This window comes from Pseudomonas carassii, assembly GCF_036324045.1.
Lineage (GTDB): Bacteria > Pseudomonadota > Gammaproteobacteria > Pseudomonadales > Pseudomonadaceae > Aquipseudomonas > Aquipseudomonas peradeniyensis.
The window spans coordinates 21,982-42,307 of sequence record NZ_JAZDCT010000013.1; the positions used below are offsets into that span (position 1 = coordinate 21,982).

Here is a 20,326-nt window from a genome sequence, read left to right on the forward strand (position 1 = left end):
CCGGCATCATGCCGGGGCCATCGCCCGAGAGCCTCATGAGTTCCAGTTCGCCGCTGTCCGGAGTCAACCAGCCGCTGCGCGGCATCGCCCTGGTGGTGGTGGCCACCTTCCTGTTCGCCACCCACGACGCACTGTCGAAATTCCTCGGTGGCATCTACCCGATCATCATGGTGGTCTGGGTGCGTTACCTGGTGCACACCGTGCTGATGGCCGGGATCTTCCTGCCCAAGGCGGGCCTCGGCGTGCTGCGTACCCGCCGGCCGTTGCTGCAGACCCTGCGCGCGTTGAGCCTGCTTAGTACCAGCCTGCTGTTCACCGCCGGGTTGCAGTACCTGCCACTGGCGGAGGCGACCTCGGTCAACTTCCTCGCACCGGTGCTGGTCACCGCGCTGTCGGTGCCGCTGCTCAAGGAACGGGTGACGCCGGGGCAGTGGCTGGCGGTGGTGATGGGCTTCGTCGGCGTGCTGGTGGTGGTGCATCCGGGCGGGGCGATGTTCACTCCGGCCATCCTGTTTCCCTTCGGCTCGGCGCTGGGGTTCTGCTTCTACCAGTTGCTGACGCGCAAGCTGGCGGCCCACGACAGCCCGACCACCAGCAACTTCTACGCAGGGCTGTGCAACACCCTGATCATGACGGCACTGGTGCCGTTCTTCTGGCAGGCGCCGCAATGGCCCCATGTGCCGCTGATGCTGGCGTTGGGCGGCTGCGGGATGACCGCGCACCTGTTGCTGACCCAGGCGTTCCGCCATGCCGCGCCGGCGTTGCTGGCGCCGTTCAGCTATTGCCAGATCGTGTTCGCCGGGTTGCTGGGCCTGGTGGTGTTCGGCCAGGTGCCGGACGGCATGAGCCTGGTCGGCATCGCGGTGATCTGCCTCAGCGGGCTGGGGGCGGCCTGGATGCAGCGGCGGGCCTGAGGGGCATGTCCCTTATCCCGCACCCTGCTGTTTGCGATAGGCCCCCGGCTGCACGCCGACCGCCTTGGCGAACGCCCGGGTAAAGGCCGCCACTGACTGATACCCCGCCTGCGCGCCCACCTGTTCGACGGTATTGCCCGCCTTGAGCAACTGGCAGGCATGGCGCATGCGCAGCGCCAGCAGCACCTGCCCGGGCGATTGCCCGGCCAGTTCGTTGAAGCGCTTGAAGAACGCCGAACGCGACAGTCCCGTGCAGGCGGCCATGCTTTCCAGCGTCCAGGGCTGCCCCGGATCCTCGATCAGGCGTTCCAGCAAGCCGGCGAAGGCCGGCTGGCGGGCGAGGGCGACCAGGCCGCCGAGTGACAGGCCTGCATGCACCTGTTGGCGCAGCACGTAGAGGAACAACAGGTGAGTAAGGCGTTCGAGCAGCGCCTGGGAGGGCTGCGGGCGTCGGCATTCCTCGAGGATAAGCCCGAACAGCGCCCGCGCCGCGCTGCCGGCCGGGTCGCTGGCGCGCAGCAGGATCCAGTCCGCCAGCCCGTCGACGATCAGCGACGACAACCCCGACTGGAAGTGGAAGAAACCGCACACCAGCCCCACGCCGTCCCCGGCTTCCAGATCCAGCGCCTGCATGCTCCGGCGCGGCTGGGCACAGGCGTCGGCGGCATCCTCGTCGCCGGAAAGCCGATAGGCCAGGTCACGCAAAAGGAACACCGCATCGCCACTTTCCAGACGCTGCGGCTGCGCCTGGCCATCGATATGCAGCCAGCAATGGCCCTGCACCACCAGGTGGAAGCTGGCTCGGCCCATGCCCTGGGTGCTGGCGTGCCAGCCGCCACAGTAACGGCCGACATGGAACAGGCTGGCGTCTAGCTCCAGGCTTTCTAATAACCAATCGACGAGGGGGCTGGAAGAAATCATCTAATGCAAGGACTCTGGAGCAAGGAAAGGCGACTGATGAATATGGATGCTACTTCTTATAACCAACAGACTGTAGCGACCTACATCAAAGGAGACCACTCCATGTCCGCACGCATCACTCTACACAGCCTGCAGACCGCCCCGGAAGCCGCCCGCCCGTTCCTCGAGAACGCGCAGAAGAATTCGGGCTTCATCCCCAACCTGCTGGGCATCCTGGCCAACGCCCCGGCGGCGCTGGAAACCTACGTCACCGTCTCGGCGCTCAACGGCAAGTCCGAGCTGACCCTGGCCGAGCGCGAAGTGGTGCAGCTGATCGCCGCCACCCAGCACGGTTGCGATTTCTGCGTCGCCGGCCACACCGCCGTGGCGCTGAACAAGGCCAAGCTGCCCCAGGAAGTGGTCGATGCCCTGCGTGCCCGTGGCGAGCTGCCCGATGCCCGCTACGAGACCCTGGCCGCCTTCGCCCGTGAGGTGATCGCCACGCGCGGCAACGTCTCCGACGCCACCTACCAGGCGTTCCGCGATGCCGGTTTCAGCGAGGGCAACGCCCTGGAAGTGATTCTCGGCGTGAGTCTCGCAACCCTGTGCAACTTTGCTAATGTGTTCGCCCAGACGCCGCTCAACGACGAACTCGGCAAATACCGCTGGCAGCCTTCGGCCTGATCGGGGCCTGATGCCGGCGCGCCCGGCGTTTCAACAGGAGTAGGGACATGCTTGATCATGCATTTCGACAATGGCTGGATGCCAATGCCGAGGCCATCGACCAGGGCCAGTGCGATTCACACCTGGTGCTGGCGCATATCGCCGAATCGCAACTGCTGCGCATCGGCGTCGATCCGGCCCTGGGCGGCTCCGGTGGCGACGTCACCGCGGCAGTCGAGGCCATCGCCGCCATCGCCAGTCGTTCGCTGGCTGCGGCCTTTGTCTGCTGGGGCCAGCGCGCCTTCATCGAATATCTGCTGCAAAGCCCCAACCGGACGCTGTGCGAGCGGCTGCTGCCCGACCTGCTGAAGGGCGAGCTGGCCGGGGCCACCGGCCTGTCCAACGCCATGAAGTTCCTTTCCGGCATCGAGGCCTTGCAGGTGCGTGGCCGCGCCGCGAGCGGCGGCTGGAACCTGGAAGGGCGCCTGCACTGGGTGACCAACCTGCGCAAGCGCGGCTTCGTGGTGGCCGCAGCCATCGAGGATGATGCCGGTGGCGCGCCGTTCGTGGTCGCCATCCCGTCCAACGCGCCGGGCCTGGAGCGCTCCGACGACCTGCAACTGATGGGCTTGCAGTCGAGCAACACGGCGGCGTTGGCCTTCCACCAGGTGCCTTTGGCCCGCGACTGGCTGCTGCACGACAACGCCCGCGAGTTCCTGCCCAGGGTGCGTCCGGCGTTCCTGGCGCTGCAGTGCGGCATGGCCATCGGCCTGGCTCGCCGCGCCCTGGATGAGGCACAGGCACACCTGCAGCAGCGTGGCGCGTTCCTCGAGGAGGCTCGCCAGGTGCTCGCCGAGCGCCTGGAGAACACCGTCGCCGAGCTCAAGCAGGGGCTGCTCGACGGCCGCTTCCAGAGCCAGCCGGCTGCCTTGTTCAAACTGCGCATCACCCTCGCCGAATGCGCCGCCGACGCCGTGCAGCTGGAGTTGCAGGCCAGCGGTGGCAAGGCCTACCTGACCGCCTATGGCGAGGGCTTCGCCCGCCGCTGGCGCGAGTCGGCGTTCGTGCCGATCGTCACCCCGAGCCTGGTGCAGCTGCGCGCCGAGCTGCAACGCCAGGCGGCCTCTGCATGACCGACGTGCTACTCGAAGCCCGCGACATCAGCCTGGGCTACCCGCGCGAGGGTGGCTGGCAGGCGGTGCTGGAACAGTTCGACCTGGCGCTGGCGCCGGGGGAGGTGGTTACCATCCTCGGCCCCAGCGGGGTCGGCAAGTCCAGCCTGCTGCGCGTGCTGGCCGGCCTGCAGCAGGCCCGCGGCGGCAGCGTGCAGTTGCGCGGCGAGCCGCTGCAGGGGCCGCATCCGCGCCTGGCGGTGGCGTTCCAGGACCCCAGCCTACTGCCCTGGCTGAGCCTTGAGAAGAACGTCGCCTTCGGCCTCGATTTCGCCCGCCAGCTCAAGCTGCCGGCGGCCGAGCGGCGCGCACGGATCGACCATGCCATCGACGCGGTGGGCCTGGCCCACGCCCGTGGTCAGTACCCGGCGCAGCTGTCCGGCGGCATGGCCCAGCGCACCGCGCTGGCCCGCTGCCTGGCGCGCCAGCCCGAGGTGCTGTTGCTGGACGAACCCTTCGGCGCGCTCGACGAGGTGACCCGGGCCGACATGCAGCAACTGCTGCTGCAGCTGATCGCCACCCACAACACCGCCGCCGTGCTGATCACCCACGACATCGACGAAGCCCTGCTGCTGTCCGATCGCGTGCTGCTACTGGGCAACCACCCGGCGCGCACCCTCGGCCAGTGGCATATCGACCTGCCGCAGCCCCGCGCGCAGCGGGTCGAGGAACTGGGCGCGCTGCGCATCGAGATCCTGAAAACCCTTCGGCGGGCAAGCCGCACAGCCGAACCCACTCCATCCCCCTTGCCCTCGGAGGCTGTCCATGTGCATGGATGACTGCTGTTCCACGACGTCCCGTCGCGATTTTCTCAAGCTGAGCGCCATGCTCACCGCCGCCGGCGCCGTGCCGCTGCTGTCGAGCCTGCAGGCCCGCGCCGCCGCCGAGCCGGACGCGCCGGTGCGCATCGGCTATCTGCCGATCACCGACGCCACGCCCTTGCTGGTGGCGCACAACAACGGCCTGTTCGAGGCCGAGGGCATCAAGGCCGAGCGCCCGGTACTGCTGCGCAGCTGGGCTCAGGTGATCGAGGCGTTCATCTCCGGCCAGGTCAACGTCATCCACCTGCTGTCGCCGATGACCGTGTGGGCGCGCTATGGCAGCAAGGTGCCGGCCAAGGTCGTGGCCTGGAACCACGTCGGCGGCTCGGGCTTGACCGTGGCCCCGGACATCACTGAGATGAAGCAGCTCGGCGGCAAGACCGTGGCGATTCCGTTCTGGTACTCGATCCACAATGTGGTGCTGCAGCAGATGCTCGGCGATAACGGCCTGAAGCCCGTGTCCAAGCCGGCCGACGCGCAACTGGCGGACAACGAGGTCAACCTGCTGGTGCTGCCACCGTCGGACATGCCGCCGGCCCTGGCCAGCAAGCGCATCGCCGGCTATATCGTCGCCGAGCCGTTCAACGCCCTGGCCGAGAACCTCAAGGTCGGCCGCGTGCAGCGTTTCACCGGCGATGTATGGCGCAACCATGCCTGCTGCGTGGTGTTCATGCACGAGCACGACCTGAACAATCGCCCTGAGTGGTCGCAGAAGGTGGTCAACGCCATCGTCAAGGCCCAGCAGTGGACCCGCGAGCACCGCGCCGAGGCCGCCGCGCTGCTGTCCAAGGCCGGCCCCAACAAGTACACCCCGCACGAACCGGCGGTGCTGACCAAGGTGCTGGCGCCTTCCGCCGAAGACCGCGCCGGGTACATCGCCAGCGGCGCGATCCAGCACCAGCAATGGGACGAAAAGCGCATCGACTTCCAGCCTTACCCGTTCCCCAGCTATACCGAGGAACTGGTCAAGCGCCTGAAGAACACCCTGATCGTCGGCGAGAGCGATTTCCTAGCCGGCCTGGACCCGGCGCAGACTGCCCGCGACCTGGTGGACGAGCGCTTCGTGCGCAACGCCATCGCCGCCGTGGGCGGCCCGGCCGCGTTCGGCATCGCCGAGAACTTCCAGCGTAGCGAGGAGTTCGCGGTCTGATGCGCAGGCATGTCGTGCATGGCGCCCTGGGCCTGGCGGGCCTGGCGGCGCTGTTGTTGCTGTGGTGGGCGGGCGTGCGCCTGTTCGGCGCCGCCGATGGCTTGTCGGCGCGCTTCGCGCCCCAGGCCACGCTGCAAAGCCTGGTGGAGTTGCTGGGGCAGGGTGAGGTCTACGGGCATATCTGGGTGAGCTTGAAGCGCATCCTCGTCGGCCTGTTGCTGGCGCTGCTGATAGGCGTGCCGCTGGGCCTGCTGGTGGGCAGCTACCGGCATCTGGAGGCGGCGACCACGCCGGCGTTCCAGTTTCTGCGCATGATCTCGCCGCTGTCGTGGATGCCGGTGGTGGTGATGCTGATGGGCGTCGGCGACCAGCCGATCTACTTCCTGCTGGCCTTCGCCGCGCTGTGGCCGATTTTGCTCAACACCGCCGCCGGGGTGCGTCAGCTCGACCCGCGCTGGCTGCAGTTGAGCCGCAGCCTCAGCGCCACGCGCTGGGAGACCTTGTGCAAGGTGATCTTCCCCGGGGTGATCGGCCATGTGCTGACCGGCGTGCGGCTGGCCATCGGCATCTTGTGGATCGTGCTGGTGCCGTGCGAGATGCTTGGGGTCAGCGCCGGGTTGGGCTACTTCATCCTTGATACACGCGACCGCCTGGCCTACTCGGAGCTGATGGCGATGGTGCTGCTGATCGGTGTGCTGGGGTTCATGCTCGATGCCCTGGCGCGCGGGCTGCATCGGCGGTGGGTGCATGCGTGAAGCCTGAGCGGCCTTGCCGAGGCGTCGGACCGGCCGGAAAGGGCTGCGTAGCGGCCCCAGGATTTCGGTGTTGATGCAAAGATCGCTGGGGCCGCTTTGCGGCCCTTTCGCGACACAAGGCCGCTCCTACAGGGGAACGCGTGGAGCCTGAAAGTAGGCGACCAGTGCTCCCCTGTGCCCTCGGATTCAGAAACTGTACTTGGCCGTCAGCATCAGGTTGCGCGGATCGCCAAAGGTATCGCCGCCATAGTTCACCGACTTGGAGATCGACGAGTAGTACTTCCTGTCGAACACGTTGTTGGCGTTGAGCTGCAGGTCCAGGTGCTGGTTGACCGCGTAGCCGGCCATCAGGTCGGTGACGGCGTAGGCGCCCTGCTCGAGGCGGTAGCTGCTGCCGTCAGCCACGGTGAAGTCGTTGTACATGCGGCTCTGCCAGGTGACGCCGCCACCGACCCGCAGTTTCTCCAGCGGGCCTTGGAAGCGGTAGGTGGTGAACAGCTTCAACTGGTGCTGCGGCGTGTCGGATTCGAACGGCTTGTTGACCTTCTGCGGGTTCTTGGCGTCCTTGACCGTATGCACGCGGGCATAGGTATAGCCGGCGCCGATTTGCCACTGCTCGGTCAACGCGCCCTGCAGCTCGAAGTCGATACCCTGGCTGCGCACTTCACCGGAGGCCTCGTAGCAGGCGAACTGGCCGGCCCGGCACAGGCTCTTGTCCACCTCGACCGCACGGTTCTCCTGATCAATGCGGAACACCGCGAGGCTGGCGTTGAGCGCGCCGTCGAAGTACTCGCCCTTGATGCCCACCTCGTAGTTCTTGCCTTCGATCGGTCGCACCGGCGTGCCGCTGGGGTCCTTGTTGTCCTGGGGCTGGAAGATGTCGGTGTAGCTGGTGTACAGCGAATGGTGCTCGTCCAGTTCGTAGATCAGGCCGGCATAGCGGGTGACGTTGCGGGTCACCTTGTAGTCGCCTTCGTTGCTGCCGCGCTGGTCGTAGTCGTACCAGTCCAGACGCCCGCCGAGGATCAGCTTGAGCGGGTCGGTCAGGCTCAGGCGGGTGGTGGTGTACACGCCTTCCTGGTTGATCAGGTAGCGGCTGCTGCCGGTGTGCAGGAAGTTTGGCTTGCCGCCATCGAGGGGATAGTCCAGGTCGTAGGGGCTGTAGTTGCGCTCGGTCATGTCGTAGATGCGCTTGCTGGCACCGAGCACCAGCTCGTGGGTGCGGCCGAAGGCCTCGAACGGGCCGCTGGCGAAGGTGTCCAGGCCCAGCTGGTTCTCGTCGTGGGCCGACTGGTAGACCGTTCGGCTCAGCGGCTTGGTCAGGTCCCAGCGCGACTGGTAGGAGCCGCGGAACAGTGCATTTTGTTCACTGTAGATGGCGTTGACCTGCAGCTTCCAGTCATTGGCCAGACGCTGGCGCAGCTCGGCGAACAGGGTGTTGATCTCCTGGTCCTTGACCTCCCAGTCGGTGGCCGGGTTGTACGAGCGCGGCAGGTCCTGGTGGTGGCCATTGAGGTCGGTGGGGATCGCGCCCCAGAACACGTTGGTCTTGTCCTTCTGGTGGGAGAGGCCGAGGGTCAGGGTGGTGTCTTCGCCCAGGTCGGCCTCGGTGATCGCGTAGAACAGCCCGTGATCCTCCTGCTGCCCGTCACGGAAACCGTTGGCGTCGCGGTACGAGGCCACCACGCGGCCGCGCAGGGTGCCGCTGTCGTTGAGCGGGCTGGAAGCGTCGAGCTCGCCGCGGTAGTTGTCCCAGCTGCCGGCGCCGCCGGTGAGGGTGACCTTCTGTTCCGCCAGCGGACGCTTGCGCACCAGGTTGATGGCCGCCGACGGCGTGCCGGAACCGGTGACCAGCCCGGTGGCGCCGCGCACCACCTCGACCCGGTCGAACATCGCCAGATTGGGCTGGGCACCGACCACCCAGCCGGTGTAGGCGCTGGGGATGCCGTCGTACATGATGTTGTCGACGTCGAAGCCGCGGGCCTTGTAGGTCTGCCGGCCCGGGCCGTTGGACTGGTTGAGGAACAACCCCGGCGTGTACCTGGCCACGTCGTTGATGCTGGTCATGCCCTGATCGTCCATGCGCTGGCGGGTGATCACGGTCACCGCCTGGGGCGTTTCGCGCATGGTCAGCGGCAGTTTGGTGGCGGTGGCCATGGAACCGGTGGTGTACGACTTCGACCCCTCGGTGGTGCTGCCCAGGCTGCTGTCGTTGATGGCCGTGGCACCCAGCTCGATCACGGCCGGCGCTTGCTCCTCGGCCAGCGCGGGAGTAAGGGTTGCCATGCAGATGGCCATGGCCAGCAGGTTGCGAGTGGGCGTGAAGCGGTGGGGGGAGACGTGCGATGACATGCCGGGCTTTATCCTTATTGCTAGTGCTTATGAGAATAATTAGCAATAAGTGTGTCGGATTGTCAGGTTCGCAACAATGCGTTCGAAGCTGAAAATGGTGAACTTTTCACAAATTCTATTCGTTTGGTTTGTGGTTCCCTGAAGCAATTCGTTTGCCACGCTGGCGCCCGACCTCCAGCGCCTGCCCGTCGCGCTGCTTGCCATGTCGCGCCTGGCCGACCAGCTCGGGGATCAGCGGGCCCTCCGGCAGGTGGCGCCAGAAGCGCCCGGGCAGGTGCTGGCGCAACGCGCCGGGGTTTAGTCGGGCGGGGTTGAAGGTGTGCCGGTAGTAGGCCAGCCACAGCTCGGCGCCGGGGTCCTCGGCGTTGCGCGCCCACTGCCGCCATTGCTCCGGGCATTGGCGTCGGTAGTCCAGGTGCTGCCCGTCGAAGCGCACGCCATCGAGGGGCGTGGCGATCAACCAGCGCTGGCGCCCCAGGCGGTCGGCGAAATGCCCGCAGGCGCTGTCGAGGATGTCGTGGGCCGGTTCGTGGTAGGCCACCAGGTCCAGTTGCAACTGCTCGGCCAGTGCCTCGGGCAGTGGTACGAAGCGCACGAAGGCATGCAGGTGATGGGCTTCGCGGCCGACCTGGCGGATGCGCCGCTGCATCTCGCTGCCCAGGCGGTCGCCGGCGAGCATGGCGGTGCGATCGCCATGGGCGACGCGCCACAGCACTTCGTACAACAGGTTCCAGCGTTGCTCGCCGCGGTAGCGACCGGCCTGTTCCAACTGGGCCAGCAGCGCCGCCGGCACGCGGGCGCGGAACGGACCGGGGCCGGCGGGCAGGGGCGTGGGCACGGCCAGCAGGTCGTCCATACGCGCCTGCCCCCAGGTCACCGTGGCCGGGTCGATGCCATGGCCGAGCAGTTGCCGCGCCTGGTCGCGCCAGGTGGCGAAGTCATCACCGCAATCCAGCGCAATCATCCCCACAGGCCCATTTGCACCGGTGCCTGGGGTTCGCGCAGGCGGGCGCGCAGCAGGCCGCTGCGCAGCTCGGCCTGGGCCGGGCGGTAGTCACTGGTGACGATGAACGGGCGGGCCTTGTCCAGCACGCAGCGCAACTGGATCAGGTCGTCGTAGCGGATGCGCCGCTCGCGACGCAGGGCCACCAGGCGCTGCACGCTGCGCAGGCCGATGCCGGGGATGCGCGCCAGCAGGGCCGGTTCGGCGCGGTTGACGTCGAGCGGGAATACTTCGCGGTTGGCCAGCGCCCAGGCCAGCTTGGGGTCGATGTCCAGGGCCAGGTTGCCGGTTTCGCCCAGCAGTTCGCCGGCCTTGTAGCCGTAACCGCGCAGGAGGAAATCGGCCTGGTACAGGCGGTGCTCGCGCAGCAGCGGCGGGGCGGCCAGGGGGACGCTGGACGGGCTGTCGGGGATCGGGCTGAAGGCGGAGTAGTAGACGCGCTTGAGGCCATAGCCCTGGTACAGCGACTCGGCGTTGCGCAGCAGGGCGCTGTCGTCGGTGGCGTCGGCGCCGACGATGACCTGGGTGCTCTGCCCGGCGGGGGTGAAGCGTGGCGCCCGCGGTTCACCGGCGACGGCCTGCTGGCCGTGGTGGATCACGCCCATGGCCTGGCGGATGGTGCTGGCGCGTTTTTCCGGGGCCAGGCGTTCGAGGCTGGCGTCGGTGGGCAGTTCGATGTTCACGCTCAGGCGGTCGGCCAGGCGCCCGGCTTCCTCGATCAGCAACGGATCGGCGTCGGGGATGGTCTTGAGGTGGATGTAGCCGCGAAAGCCATGCTCCTCGCGCAGCAGGCGGGCCACCCGGATCAGCTGCTCCATGGTGTAGTCGGCCGAACGGATGATGCCGGAGCTGAGAAACAGGCCGCTGATGCAATTGCGCCGGTAGAAGTCCAGGGTCAGGCGCACCACCTCTTCGGGGCTGAAGCGCGCCCGCGGCACATTGCTGGAGCGGCGGTTGACGCAGTACTGGCAGTCGTACAGGCAGAAGTTGGTCAGCAGTACCTTGAGCAGTGACACGCAGCGGCCGTCCGGGGTGTAGCTGTGGCAAATGCCCATGCCGTCGGTGGCGCCGAGGCCGTCGCGACCACGGGAGCTGCGCTTGGGGGCGCCGCTGCTGGCGCAGGACGCGTCGTACTTGGCGGCGTCGGCGAGGATGCCGAGCTTGGCGATGAGCTGCATTGGGCAATCCGATTTAACTGTTCATGCATACAGTATTTCGGCGTTAGGCTGATAGCAAGTGTTTGCAGGTAGCTTTTGAGGCGGGCAGCGGTACCCTCACAGGAATAACTGGCCCGAAACAGATGTAGGAGCGGCCTTGTGCCGCGATGCGCCGCGCGGGCGGCGCTCGATCTCACAGGCGCTGCAACCCTGTCGTCGAATACCCTGAAAGGCCCACATTTCAAGGCAATCCACCCTCGGCATGCTTGATTACAAAATTGTAATCTCCCCGCCACCCCCCCGATAACCACCGCTGCCTAAAGTCCCTCGCCAAAGCATTCCGCCGCTTGTCGACGAGGACTTCCGCCGTGCCCATCCACCGCAAGATCGCCTTGCTCTGCCTGTTGCTGGCCGGCCCTGCCGGCGCCCAGGGCCTGAGCCTGGACCAGGCGCTCGACGCCGCCTTCGCCCAGAACCCGGACTTCGCCGCCATCGGCCGCGAGATCGGCATCGCCGAGGGCGAGCGCCGCCAGGCCGGGCTGATTCCCAACCCCGAGCTGTCCTGGGAGGTCGAGGACACCCGCCGCGACACCAGCACCACCACCGTGACCCTCAGCCAGGCCCTGGAACTGGGCGGCAAGCGCGGCGCACGGATCGAAGTCGCCGAGGCCGGCCAGGCAATCGCCCGGCTGGAGCTCGAACGCCAGCGCAACAGCCTGCGCGCCGATGTGATCCAGGCCTTCCATGCCGCCTTGCGGGCACAGACCGCGCTGGATCTGGCGCAACAGTCGCAGGCACTGACCGAACGCGGCCTGCGGGTGGTGGAAGGGCGGGTGCGGGCCGGGCAGTCCTCGCCGGTGGAGGCCACCCGCGCCCAGGTCCAGTTGGCCCAGGCCGAGGCGGCGGTGCGTCGGGCGCGCACCGAGCGTGGCGTGGCCAACCAGGCCCTGGCGCGGTTGACGGGCAGTGCCGAGGCCCGCTTCGAGCGGCTTGACGCGAGCAACCTCTCGCCCGGCCCGGCGCCGCAGACCGAGCGCCTGCTGGCCAAGGTCGAGCAGACCGCCGAGTGGCGCCTGGCCGCGGCGCAGATCGAACGGGGCGATGCCAGCCTTGGTTCCGAGAAGGCCCAGCGCATCCCCAACCTGACCGTCAGCCTGGGCAGCCAGTACAGCCGCGAGGACCGTGAGCGGGTCAACGTGGTCGGGCTGTCGATGCCGCTACCGCTGTTCGACCGCAACCAGGGCAACGTGCTGGCCGCTGCCCGCCGCGCCGACCAGGCCCGCGACCTTCGCAACGCCGTGGATTTGCGCCTGCGCAGCGAAACCCGCAGCGCCCTGGAGCAGTGGGGCACGGCCATGGGCGAGGTCCAGGCCTATGACCGCACCATCCTGCCCGCCGCCCAGCAGGCGGTGGACACCGCCACCCGCGGCTTCGAGATGGGCAAGTTCGCCTTCCTCGATGTGCTCGATGCCCAGCGCACGCTGATCGAGGCCCGCGGGCTGTACCTCGAGGCGCTGGCCCAGGCGACCGATGCCCGGGCGCAGGTGGAGCGAATCTACGGCGAGCTCTAGAACCCGCTCTGAAAGGGGGCTGCTGCGCAGCCCATCGCGACACAAGGCCGCTCCCACAGGGTGCGCGCTGACCTGACGAACAACACAAAACCCTTGTGGGAGCGGCCTTGTGTCGCGATGGGCCGCACAGCGGCCCCGACGAGGTAACGCCCAAGCCTGGAATCAGGAGCAACAATGACCAACCCACGCAAGCTCGCCATCCTCGCCGCTGCCTTGGCCGTTCTCGGCCTCGGTGGCGCAGCCTGGACCGGCACCCTCGGCAAGGCCGGCAATGGCCAGGCCCAGCACGACGACCACGGCGAGGAAGGCCACGGCCATGAAGAAGGAAAGGCTGAGGAACATGCCGACGAAGAGGGCCAGCTGCACCTCTCCGCCGAACAGATCCAGGCCGCCGGCGTGCAACTGACCACCGCCGGCCCGCGCACGCTGGGTACTGCCATCAGCTTCCCCGGCGAGATCCGCTTCGACGAGGACCGCACCGCCCACGTGGTGCCCCGCGTCCCCGGCGTGGTCGAGTCGGTGCAGGCCGAGCTGGGCCAGGCGGTCAAGCGCGGCCAGGTGCTGGCGGTGATCGCCAGCCAGCAGATCTCCGAACTGCGCAGCGAGCAGCAGGCCGCCCAGCGCCGTCTGGAGCTGGCGCGCCTGACCTTCGAGCGCGAGAAGCAGCTGTGGCAGGAGCGCATCAGCGCCGAACAGGACTACCTGCAGGCCCGCCAGGCGCTGCAGGAGGCCGAGATCGCCGCCGCCAACGCCGGGCAGAAGGTCGCCGCCGTGGCGCCGGCCGGCAAGGGCAACCGCTACGAGTTGCGCGCGCCGTTCGACGCGGTGGTGGTGGAAAAGCACCTGACCGTAGGCGAGGTGGTGGACGAGACCAGCAACGCCTTCACGCTGTCTGACCTCAGTCGGGTCTGGGCCACCTTCGCCGTTGCTCCACGCGACCTGGACAAGGTGGTCAGCGGCCGTGGTGTCAGCGTCAGCGCGCCGGACCTCGGTGCCCAGGTGGAGGGCAAGGTCAACTACGTCGGCAGCCTGCTCGGCGAACAGAACCGCGCCGCCACCGTGCGCGCCACCCTGGCCAACCCCAATGGCGCCTGGCGCCCCGGGCTGTTCGTCAACATCGCGGTCACCGTCGAGCGTTTCGACGCCGCCGTGGTGGTGCCGGAAAGCGCCCTGCAGACCTGGGAAGAACAGACCGTGGTGTTCGCCCGCACCGACGAGGGCTTCGAGGCCCGCCCGGTGAAGACCGGGCGTCGCGACGCCGGCCAGGTGGAAGTGCGCGAAGGGCTGGCCGCCGGCACCGTGGTCGCCGCCGCCGGCAGCTTCGTCCTCAAGTCCGAGCTGGGCAAAGGCTCGGCCGAACACAGCCACTGACCGGGGACGCCATTCATGTTCGAACGTCTTATCCAGTTCGCCATCGAGCAACGCCTGGTGGTGATGCTCGCCGTGGTGCTGATGGCCGCCGTGGGCATCCACAGCTACCAGAAGCTGCCCATCGACGCCGTGCCCGACATCACCAACGTGCAGGTGCAGATCAACACCGCCGCGCCCGGCTACTCGCCCCTGGAGACCGAGCAGCGCATCACCTTCGCCATCGAGACCGCCATGGCCGGCCTGCCGGGCCTCAAGCAGACCCGCTCGCTGTCGCGTTCGGGGCTGTCCCAGGTGACGGTGATCTTCGATGACGGCACCGACATCTTCTTCGCCCGCCAGCTGGTCAACGAGCGCCTGCAGGTGGCCCGCGAGCAGTTGCCCGAAGGCATCGAAGCGGGTATGGGGCCAATCTCCACCGGCCTTGGCGAGATCTTCCTGTGGACGGTCGAGGCCAAGGAGGGCGCGTTGAAGGACGACGGCACGCCCTATACCGCCACTGACCTGCGGGTGATCCAGGACTGGATCATCAAGCCGCAGCTGCGCAACGTGCCGGGCGTGGCCGAGGTGAACAGTATCGGCGGCCATGCCAAGCAGTACCTGATTGCCCCCGAGCCCAAGCGCCTGGCGGCCTACAAGCTGACCCTCAACGACCTGGTCGCGGCGCTCGAGCGCAACAACGCCAACGTCGGCGCCGGCTACATCGAGCGCAACGGCGAGCAGTTGCTGATCCGCGCCCCGGGCCAGGTGGCCTCGGCCGAGGACATCGCCAACATCGTCATCTCCAGCGTCGATGGCACGCCGATCCGCGTCAGCCATGTCGCCCAGGTTGGCCTGGGCCAGGAGCTGCGTTCGGGCGCGGCCACCGAGAATGGCCGCGAAGTGGTGCTGGGCACGGTGTTCATGCTGATTGGCGAGAACAGCCGCACGGTGTCCCAGGCGGTGGCGGCCAAGCTCGAGGAGATCAACCGCAGCCTGCCCAAGGGCGTGGTGGCGATCACCGTCTATGACCGCACCAACCTGGTGGAAAAAGCCATCGCCACGGTGAAGAAGAACCTCATCGAAGGCGCGATCCTGGTCATCGCCGTATTGTTCCTGTTCTTGGGCAACATCCGTGCGGCGCTGATCACCGCCATGGTCATCCCGCTGTCGATGCTGTTCACCTTCACCGGCATGTTCAGCAACAAGGTCAGTGCCAACCTGATGAGCCTGGGGGCGCTCGACTTCGGCATCATCGTCGACGGCGCGGTGGTGATCGTCGAGAACGCCATCCGCCGCCTGGCCCATGCCCAGCAGCATCATGGGCGCATGCTGACCCGCTCCGAGCGCTTCCACGAAGTGTTCGCCGCCGCCCGCGAGGCGCGTCGGCCGCTGATCTACGGGCAGTTGATCATCATGGTGGTGTACCTGCCGATCTTTGCCCTGACCGGGGTCGAGGGCAAGATGTTCCACCCCATGGCCTTCACCGTGGTGATGGCGCTGCTAGGGGCGATGATCCTCTCGGTGACCTTCGTCCCGGCGGCCATCGCGCTGTTCGTCACCGGCAAGGTGAAGGAGGAAGAGGGCGTGGTCATGCGCACCGCCCGCCGCCGCTACGCCCCGGTGCTGGGCTGGGTGCTGGGTCGACGCAATCTGGCCTTTGCCGGCGCCGCCACCGTGGTGCTGCTGTCCGGCGTACTGGCCAGCCGCATGGGCAGCGAGTTCATCCCCAGCCTCAGCGAGGGCGATTTCGCCCTGCAGGCCCTGCGCGTGCCGGGCACCAGCCTGTCGCAGTCGGTGGACATGCAGCAGCGCCTGGAGAAGACCATCATTGCCCAGGTGCCGGAAGTCGAGCGGGTGTTCGCCCGTACCGGCACCGCCGAGATCGCTTCCGACCCGATGCCGCCGAACATCTCCGACGCCTACGTGATGCTGAAACCCCGCGAGCAATGGCAGGACCCAGGCAAGCCGCGCGATGAGCTGATCGCCGAGGTACAGCGTGCCGCCGCCAGCGTGCCGGGCAGCAACTACGAGCTGTCGCAGCCGATCCAGCTGCGTTTCAACGAGCTGATCTCCGGGGTGCGCAGCGATGTCGCGGTGAAGGTGTTCGGCGACGACATGGAGGTGCTCAATCGCACCGCCGCGCAGATCGCCGCCAGCTTGCAGCAGGTGCCGGGGGCCTCCGAGGTTAAGGTCGAGCAGACCACCGGTTTGCCGGTGCTGACCATCGATATCGACCGCGACAAGGCGGCCCGTTACGGCCTGAACGTGGGCGACGTGCAGGACGCCATCGCTATCGCCGTGGGCGGCCGCACCGCCGGCACCCTGTATGAAGGTGACCGCCGTTTCGACATGGTGGTGCGCCTGTCGGAGGCGCTGCGCACCGATGTCGACGGCTTGTCCAGCCTGCTCATCCCGGTGCCGGCCAGCGCCGCCGCCGGTGCCTCGCAGATCGGTTTCATCCCGCTGTCGCAGGTTGCCACCCTGAACCTGCAGCTGGGCCCCAACCAGATCAGCCGCGAGGATGGCAAGCGCGTGGTGGTGGTCAGTGCCAACGTGCGTGGGCGTGACCTGGGTTCGTTCGTCGAACAGGCCTCGCAGACGCTGATCGACCAGGTGCAGATCCCACCGGGTTACTGGACCCGCTGGGGTGGCCAGTTCGAGCAGCTGCAGTCGGCGGCCGAGCGCCTGCGGGTAGTGGTGCCGGTGTCGCTGCTGCTGGTCATGGCCTTGCTGCTGATGATGTTCAACAACCTCAAGGATGGCCTGCTGGTGTTCACCGGCATCCCCTTCGCCCTGACCGGCGGGGTGCTGGCGCTGTGGCTGCGGGATATCCCGCTGTCGATCTCGGCGGGGGTGGGCTTTATCGCGTTGTCGGGCGTCGCGGTGCTCAACGGCCTGGTGATGATTGCCTTCATTCGCAACCTGCGTGAGGAAGGCCGGGGCCTGCGCGCGGCAGTGGAAGAGGGCGCGTTGACCCGGCTGCGACCGGTGCTGATGACCGCGTTGGTGGCGTCGCTGGGCTTCATCCCCATGGCCCTGGCCACCGGCACTGGCGCCGAGGTGCAGCGGCCGCTGGCGACGGTGGTGATCGGCGGGATCCTGTCGTCGACGGCGCTGACCTTGCTGGTGTTGCCAGCGTTGTATCAGTGGGCGCATCGGCGGGATGAGGACGACCCGGCAGAAGGCGTGTAACGCCATCACCTGTAGGAGCGGCCTTGTGTCGCGAAAGGGCTGCGTAGCAGCCCCGGCGATTTTTGCATAAATGCTGAAATCTGGGGCCGCTGCGCGGCCCTTTCGCGACACAAGGCCGCTCCTACAGGTGTCTGCGCAGCCAGTGATCCAGGCTCAACCGTCCAGCCCCTTTCAACAGCAACGGCACCAACGCCACCAGGTAGATCAGCGGCAGCTTGAAGTTGCCAAAACCCTGGTCGGTGATCACATACCCCCGTCCCAGTTCCGCCAGGCTCGACCACTGACTCGGCCAGTGCACCGCGGCAATCGCCACCACCGTCACCACCATCAGCACCGCCGAGGCCAGCCGGGTACCGAGCCCCAGCAGCAGGAGCAGCGGGCAGATCAATTCGGCCCACATCGACAGCTGCCAGTTGAGGTCCGCCGGCAGCAGGTTGAACGGGAACGGAAAACTGCCTTGCAGGTCGGCAAACCAGTTGGCGCCGTTGAACTTCTCCAGGCCCGATTCGAAGAACTCCCAGGCCAGGAACAGGCGCAGCGGCAGGTCGGCGCTCCAGTTGCCGGTGTGGTCGAGGGCGTTGAACAGCTTCCATTCAGCAAACAGTGGCAGGGCTTTCATGGGCAGGCTTCCCGGTGTAGGCGGCAACGGCGGGGTGCCGTTGCGCTGTTGTGGCCGGGAGTGTGTAGGGCGGGGGTATCGGCAGTGTGTCGGGGGCGGCGGATTTATGTATCGCTGTGTAGCGATGCTCAGCGATTGCTGGTCAGGCGCTGTTGCGCCGCCGCGCAGCCGTTGATGTCCACCGCCTTCTGCAGGAAGGCCTGGCGCTGGCGCGGATCAAGCTCACCGAGCAGCCGGTAGATCTCGGCCTGGTAGTCGCGTTGGCGCCCCCATTGCATTTGCAGGCCCTGCGGGCGGGTGCGGGTGCACGCCAAGCGGGTGGCTGGCTGGGGGTAGTAGGCGGCGTACAGGGTGGCCATGCTGGGGACCGCCTCCAGGGCCTCGCGGTAGGCGGGGCTGGCATTGTAGGGCGAACACCAGTGGGCGATGGCCAGCGCAGGCGGGGCGAAGCCTTGCTTGAGGCTGGCCTCCAGCAACGGACAGGCGGCCTCGGCGATCTGTCCTGCCGGCAGATAGGTGGTGTAGTACAGCGCCAGGCGGTACTGGGCTACCGGGTGGCCGAGTTCCACCGACTTTTTCAGCAGGGCCACCGCCGTGGGCAGCGTGTGTGCCATCGCCTGGCCCTGGCGGCTGAGCTCGGGGTCGCCATTGGCGGTGCGCAGCGGACCGGCGTTGTCGTCCTGGTTGTCGGCCTGTTCCAGCAGTGGCAGCGCCTGGCGATAGAGCAGGTCGGCATGGGGGTCGATGTTCACGTCCAGGGCCTGGGCGCCTGTGGTGGCCAGCAGCAACGACAGCGACGCGGCCAGGCGGGCGCGGGGATGGGCCAGAAGCGAGGGGACGGCAGGAATGGTCATGGCAGTTACACGGTGCCTCGGGCGAATCAGGAGCGACGACGGCCTATTCTATCCATCCGCGTGCCTTTCCCGGAAGCCCGGCGTCCGGTCATCAGACCAGCTTGATCGGTGCGACCTTGCGCAGGGCCTGTCTTTCCTGGGCCAGCCCCAGCTTGGCGGTGATCACCTTGGCCAGCGCGTTGTTGCCAAGGTCGTTGAAATGCAGGCGGTCGACGAACAGGTGCTCGGCGAACACCGGCGAGCTGCTGAGCATGCTGTTCATGTCGTAGCAGGGTACCGGGTCGGCCTGGCTCTTGATGCGGCGGAAGAAGGCCATGTGCAGCAGGCTGTCGAAGGTGTCGCCGAGCAGGCGGTCGAAGTTCGACGGCTGGCGCTCGAGCTTGGCGAGCACGGCCTGTTCCGCCTTGGGCACGGTCTCGCGGCACCATGGCAGCAGCGGCTGCAGGATGAAGGTGAGGGTGGTGTGGCCGTCGGCCAGCAGGCGGTCCCACTGGCGCAGGGTACGGCCCACGGCATCGGCGGCGCGGATCAGGCGTTTGTCCGGGCTTGATAGCGGCTCCACTTGCGGCCAGTGTGTTTCCCGGGCTGGCGCCAAGAGCTGGCCCAGGCGTTGCCAGAACGACTCGCGGCGAGCCTCTCCGGGCGCTTGCACGCCTTCGTTGAAACGATTGAGAAAGTCCTGGTAGGCCTGCGCCCGGTGTGGGTCCTGCGCACCGGCGAGTGCCTCGGCAAGGGCCTCCTGGGCCAGCGTGTTCAGGCCGCTGAGCACCACCACGTGGCCGATCTGGCCGAAACGGTGCTGGTGGGTGAGGAACATCAGCAGCTCCTGGGTGGCGTTCAGGCCGCAGCCTGAGAGGCTCAACCAGATCTCGCCGGTCAGCACCGACAGGTACGAGGCCACGGTGTGCTCGTCGGAGCTGGCGCCGATGCCCATGGCGGTGGAACCGCCGACCAGCAGGTTGACCCGCGCCGCGCCACCGCGTTCGGCCACCGAGAAGCGTTTGCCGGCGCAATGGCTGTAGCGCATGCCCAGGGCGTCGGTGTTGATGGTGCTGGAGCGATAGCCACGCTCGTGCACATACAGCGTGTGCGGTGCGCGGCGGCTGCCCAGTTGCAGGAAACGCTGGTAATCCTGCGCCAGGGGGTCGGGTGCGCCCATGCTGCCGGTGGCGGCGGGGTCGATCGGGGTCATGGGCGCTCCTTCTTGTCGGGCTTGGCTCAGGCGGCCAGCTCCTTGAGGTTGTAGGCCAGGCCGGCGGCGGCGATCAGCAGCAGGGCGACGCCCGAGGCCAGGCTGATCAGGCGGTTGCTGCGCGGCGAGGCGATCTTGCCGATGGCGAAGATGTACAGGCTGAGCACGGCGAAATCGATGGCGATCCACAAAAGTGACAGCACCACCATGCTCTTGCCGAACGACTCGGTGATCTGGATGAACTGCGGGAAGAAGGCGATGAAGAAGATGATGTCCTTAGGGTTGGAGATGCCGACCATGAAGCCCTGCAGCAGGCCACCGCGGCCCGCTTGCGTGCTGGCCGGGGCCTGCGGGGCGCTGTCGGCCGGCGCCTGCAGCACCTCGCGCAGGGTGCCCAGGGCGATGTAGCCGATGAACAGGCAGCCCAAGAGGCTCATGGCGCTGAGCCAGGCCTTGTCGATGGCCGCGCTGGTGAGGATGATCCAGGCGGCCGCGCCGATCAGCACGAGCGACGCCCAATTGGTGCCGACCGCGGTGAACAGGGCCTTGCGCGAGCCCGAGGCGGCGGCGGTGTTGACGATCAGGGCCACCACCGGGCCGGGCGTGGCGATCAGCAGCAGGACGGTGAGGGCGTAGGTGGCGGTCAGTGCGGTATTCACGA

Annotated in this window: 17 protein-coding genes; 9 read left to right on the plus strand and 8 right to left on the minus strand. The window is 67.5% G+C overall.

Features of this window, described 5'->3' with window-relative positions; translation table 11 throughout:
* The first annotated feature begins 35 nt into the window (after positions 1 to 35).
* Positions 36 to 914, plus strand: a complete 879-nt coding sequence (locus V0R62_RS11750; protein WP_330103840.1) for a DMT family transporter — start codon at positions 36 to 38, stop codon at positions 912 to 914.
* Positions 915 to 926: 12 nt separating this feature from the next.
* Here the strand turns inward: V0R62_RS11750 and V0R62_RS11755 are convergent, their stop codons facing one another.
* Entirely contained in the window at positions 927 to 1,835 is a 909-nt protein-coding gene (locus V0R62_RS11755) for an AraC family transcriptional regulator (protein WP_330103841.1), read from the minus strand.
* A 102-nt stretch (positions 1,836 to 1,937) separates the two neighbouring features.
* On the opposite strand from V0R62_RS11755, the gene V0R62_RS11760 reads away from it, so the two are divergent.
* From V0R62_RS11760 to V0R62_RS11780, 5 genes are read left to right on the plus strand one after another with little or no spacing between them, the layout of a single operon-like run.
* Positions 1,938 to 2,498: a carboxymuconolactone decarboxylase family protein gene (locus V0R62_RS11760; protein ID WP_186714083.1), complete on the plus strand. Its 561-nt coding sequence runs from the start codon at positions 1,938 to 1,940 to the stop codon at positions 2,496 to 2,498.
* 47 nt (positions 2,499 to 2,545) lie between these two features.
* On the plus strand, positions 2,546 to 3,610 hold the full coding sequence (locus V0R62_RS11765; RefSeq protein WP_330103842.1) for an acyl-CoA dehydrogenase family protein: 1,065 nt from the start codon (positions 2,546 to 2,548) through the stop codon (positions 3,608 to 3,610).
* Complete coding sequence (locus V0R62_RS11770; protein ID WP_330103843.1) at positions 3,607 to 4,428, plus strand: ABC transporter ATP-binding protein; 822 nt, start codon at positions 3,607 to 3,609, stop codon at positions 4,426 to 4,428. Before V0R62_RS11765 ends, V0R62_RS11770 begins: the two co-directional genes overlap by 4 nt.
* Positions 4,415 to 5,620, plus strand: a complete 1,206-nt coding sequence (locus V0R62_RS11775) for an ABC transporter substrate-binding protein (RefSeq protein ID WP_069017216.1) — start codon at positions 4,415 to 4,417, stop codon at positions 5,618 to 5,620. The genes V0R62_RS11770 and V0R62_RS11775 overlap by 14 nt, the downstream gene beginning before the upstream one ends.
* Complete coding sequence (locus tag V0R62_RS11780; RefSeq protein ID WP_330103844.1) at positions 5,620 to 6,375, plus strand: ABC transporter permease; 756 nt, start codon at positions 5,620 to 5,622, stop codon at positions 6,373 to 6,375. Before V0R62_RS11775 ends, V0R62_RS11780 begins: the two co-directional genes overlap by 1 nt.
* A 186-nt stretch (positions 6,376 to 6,561) precedes the next feature.
* On the opposite strand, the gene V0R62_RS11785 is transcribed toward V0R62_RS11780, so the two are convergent.
* The 3 genes from V0R62_RS11785 to V0R62_RS11795 form a co-directional block, all read right to left on the minus strand.
* On the minus strand, positions 6,562 to 8,727 hold the full coding sequence (locus tag V0R62_RS11785) for a TonB-dependent siderophore receptor (protein WP_330103845.1): 2,166 nt from the start codon (positions 8,725 to 8,727) through the stop codon (positions 6,562 to 6,564).
* Positions 8,728 to 8,842: 115 nt separating this feature from the next.
* A complete protein-coding gene (locus V0R62_RS11790) occupies positions 8,843 to 9,691 on the minus strand; it encodes a TIGR03915 family putative DNA repair protein (RefSeq protein WP_330103846.1) in 849 nt (282 codons plus the stop codon).
* A complete protein-coding gene (locus tag V0R62_RS11795) occupies positions 9,688 to 10,908 on the minus strand; it encodes a putative DNA modification/repair radical SAM protein (RefSeq protein WP_330103847.1) in 1,221 nt (406 codons plus the stop codon). Before V0R62_RS11795 ends, V0R62_RS11790 begins: the two co-directional genes overlap by 4 nt.
* Before the next feature lie 347 nt (positions 10,909 to 11,255).
* Between V0R62_RS11795 and V0R62_RS11800 the strand changes: the two genes are divergently transcribed.
* From V0R62_RS11800 to V0R62_RS11810, 3 genes are all read left to right on the plus strand, one after another.
* Positions 11,256 to 12,458, plus strand: coding sequence for a TolC family protein (locus V0R62_RS11800; protein ID WP_330103848.1), 1,203 nt, complete (start codon positions 11,256 to 11,258; stop codon positions 12,456 to 12,458).
* Positions 12,459 to 12,632: 174 nt separating this feature from the next.
* A complete protein-coding gene (locus tag V0R62_RS11805; RefSeq protein ID WP_330103849.1) occupies positions 12,633 to 13,829 on the plus strand; it encodes an efflux RND transporter periplasmic adaptor subunit in 1,197 nt (398 codons plus the stop codon).
* 15 nt (positions 13,830 to 13,844) lie between these two features.
* Positions 13,845 to 17,000, plus strand: coding sequence for an efflux RND transporter permease subunit (locus V0R62_RS11810; RefSeq protein ID WP_330103850.1), 3,156 nt, complete (start codon positions 13,845 to 13,847; stop codon positions 16,998 to 17,000).
* A 121-nt stretch (positions 17,001 to 17,121) separates the two neighbouring features.
* Here V0R62_RS11810 and V0R62_RS11815 read toward each other — a convergent pair whose 3' ends face one another.
* The 4 genes from V0R62_RS11815 to V0R62_RS11830 form a co-directional block, all read right to left on the minus strand.
* Positions 17,122 to 17,619 carry an HvfX family Cu-binding RiPP maturation protein gene (locus V0R62_RS11815; protein ID WP_330103851.1) on the minus strand — a complete coding sequence of 166 codons (498 nt, stop codon included), beginning with the start codon at positions 17,617 to 17,619 and terminating at the stop codon, positions 17,122 to 17,124.
* 128 nt (positions 17,620 to 17,747) lie between these two features.
* Positions 17,748 to 18,473: a sel1 repeat family protein gene (locus V0R62_RS11820; protein WP_330103852.1), complete on the minus strand. Its 726-nt coding sequence runs from the start codon at positions 18,471 to 18,473 to the stop codon at positions 17,748 to 17,750.
* Positions 18,474 to 18,564: 91 nt separating this feature from the next.
* Entirely contained in the window at positions 18,565 to 19,665 is a 1,101-nt protein-coding gene (locus V0R62_RS11825; RefSeq protein ID WP_330103853.1) for a hypothetical protein, read from the minus strand.
* A 26-nt stretch (positions 19,666 to 19,691) separates the two neighbouring features.
* Entirely contained in the window at positions 19,692 to 20,324 is a 633-nt protein-coding gene (locus V0R62_RS11830) for a LysE family translocator (protein WP_330103854.1), read from the minus strand.
* Positions 20,325 to 20,326 lie beyond the last annotated feature (2 nt).

What these genes read in the sequence shown, in the direction of transcription:
- V0R62_RS11750 (WP_330103840.1), top strand. Translation starts at nt 36, where the DNA reads ATGAGTTCCAGTTCGCCGCTGTCCGGAGTCAACCAGCCGCTGCGCGGC.
- V0R62_RS11755 (WP_330103841.1), bottom strand. Translation starts at nt 1,835, where the DNA reads ATGATTTCTTCCAGCCCCCTCGTCGATTGGTTATTAGAAAGCCTGGAG.
- V0R62_RS11760 (WP_186714083.1), top strand. Translation starts at nt 1,938, where the DNA reads ATGTCCGCACGCATCACTCTACACAGCCTGCAGACCGCCCCGGAAGCC.
- V0R62_RS11765 (WP_330103842.1), top strand. Translation starts at nt 2,546, where the DNA reads ATGCTTGATCATGCATTTCGACAATGGCTGGATGCCAATGCCGAGGCC.
- V0R62_RS11770 (WP_330103843.1), top strand. Translation starts at nt 3,607, where the DNA reads ATGACCGACGTGCTACTCGAAGCCCGCGACATCAGCCTGGGCTACCCG.
- V0R62_RS11775 (WP_069017216.1), top strand. Translation starts at nt 4,415, where the DNA reads ATGTGCATGGATGACTGCTGTTCCACGACGTCCCGTCGCGATTTTCTC.
- V0R62_RS11780 (WP_330103844.1), top strand. Translation starts at nt 5,620, where the DNA reads ATGCGCAGGCATGTCGTGCATGGCGCCCTGGGCCTGGCGGGCCTGGCG.
- V0R62_RS11785 (WP_330103845.1), bottom strand. Translation starts at nt 8,727, where the DNA reads ATGTCATCGCACGTCTCCCCCCACCGCTTCACGCCCACTCGCAACCTG.
- V0R62_RS11790 (WP_330103846.1), bottom strand. Translation starts at nt 9,691, where the DNA reads ATGATTGCGCTGGATTGCGGTGATGACTTCGCCACCTGGCGCGACCAG.
- V0R62_RS11795 (WP_330103847.1), bottom strand. Translation starts at nt 10,908, where the DNA reads ATGCAGCTCATCGCCAAGCTCGGCATCCTCGCCGACGCCGCCAAGTAC.
- V0R62_RS11805 (WP_330103849.1), top strand. Translation starts at nt 12,633, where the DNA reads ATGACCAACCCACGCAAGCTCGCCATCCTCGCCGCTGCCTTGGCCGTT.
- V0R62_RS11810 (WP_330103850.1), top strand. Translation starts at nt 13,845, where the DNA reads ATGTTCGAACGTCTTATCCAGTTCGCCATCGAGCAACGCCTGGTGGTG.
- V0R62_RS11815 (WP_330103851.1), bottom strand. Translation starts at nt 17,619, where the DNA reads ATGAAAGCCCTGCCACTGTTTGCTGAATGGAAGCTGTTCAACGCCCTC.
- V0R62_RS11820 (WP_330103852.1), bottom strand. Translation starts at nt 18,473, where the DNA reads ATGACCATTCCTGCCGTCCCCTCGCTTCTGGCCCATCCCCGCGCCCGC.
- V0R62_RS11825 (WP_330103853.1), bottom strand. Translation starts at nt 19,665, where the DNA reads ATGACCCCGATCGACCCCGCCGCCACCGGCAGCATGGGCGCACCCGAC.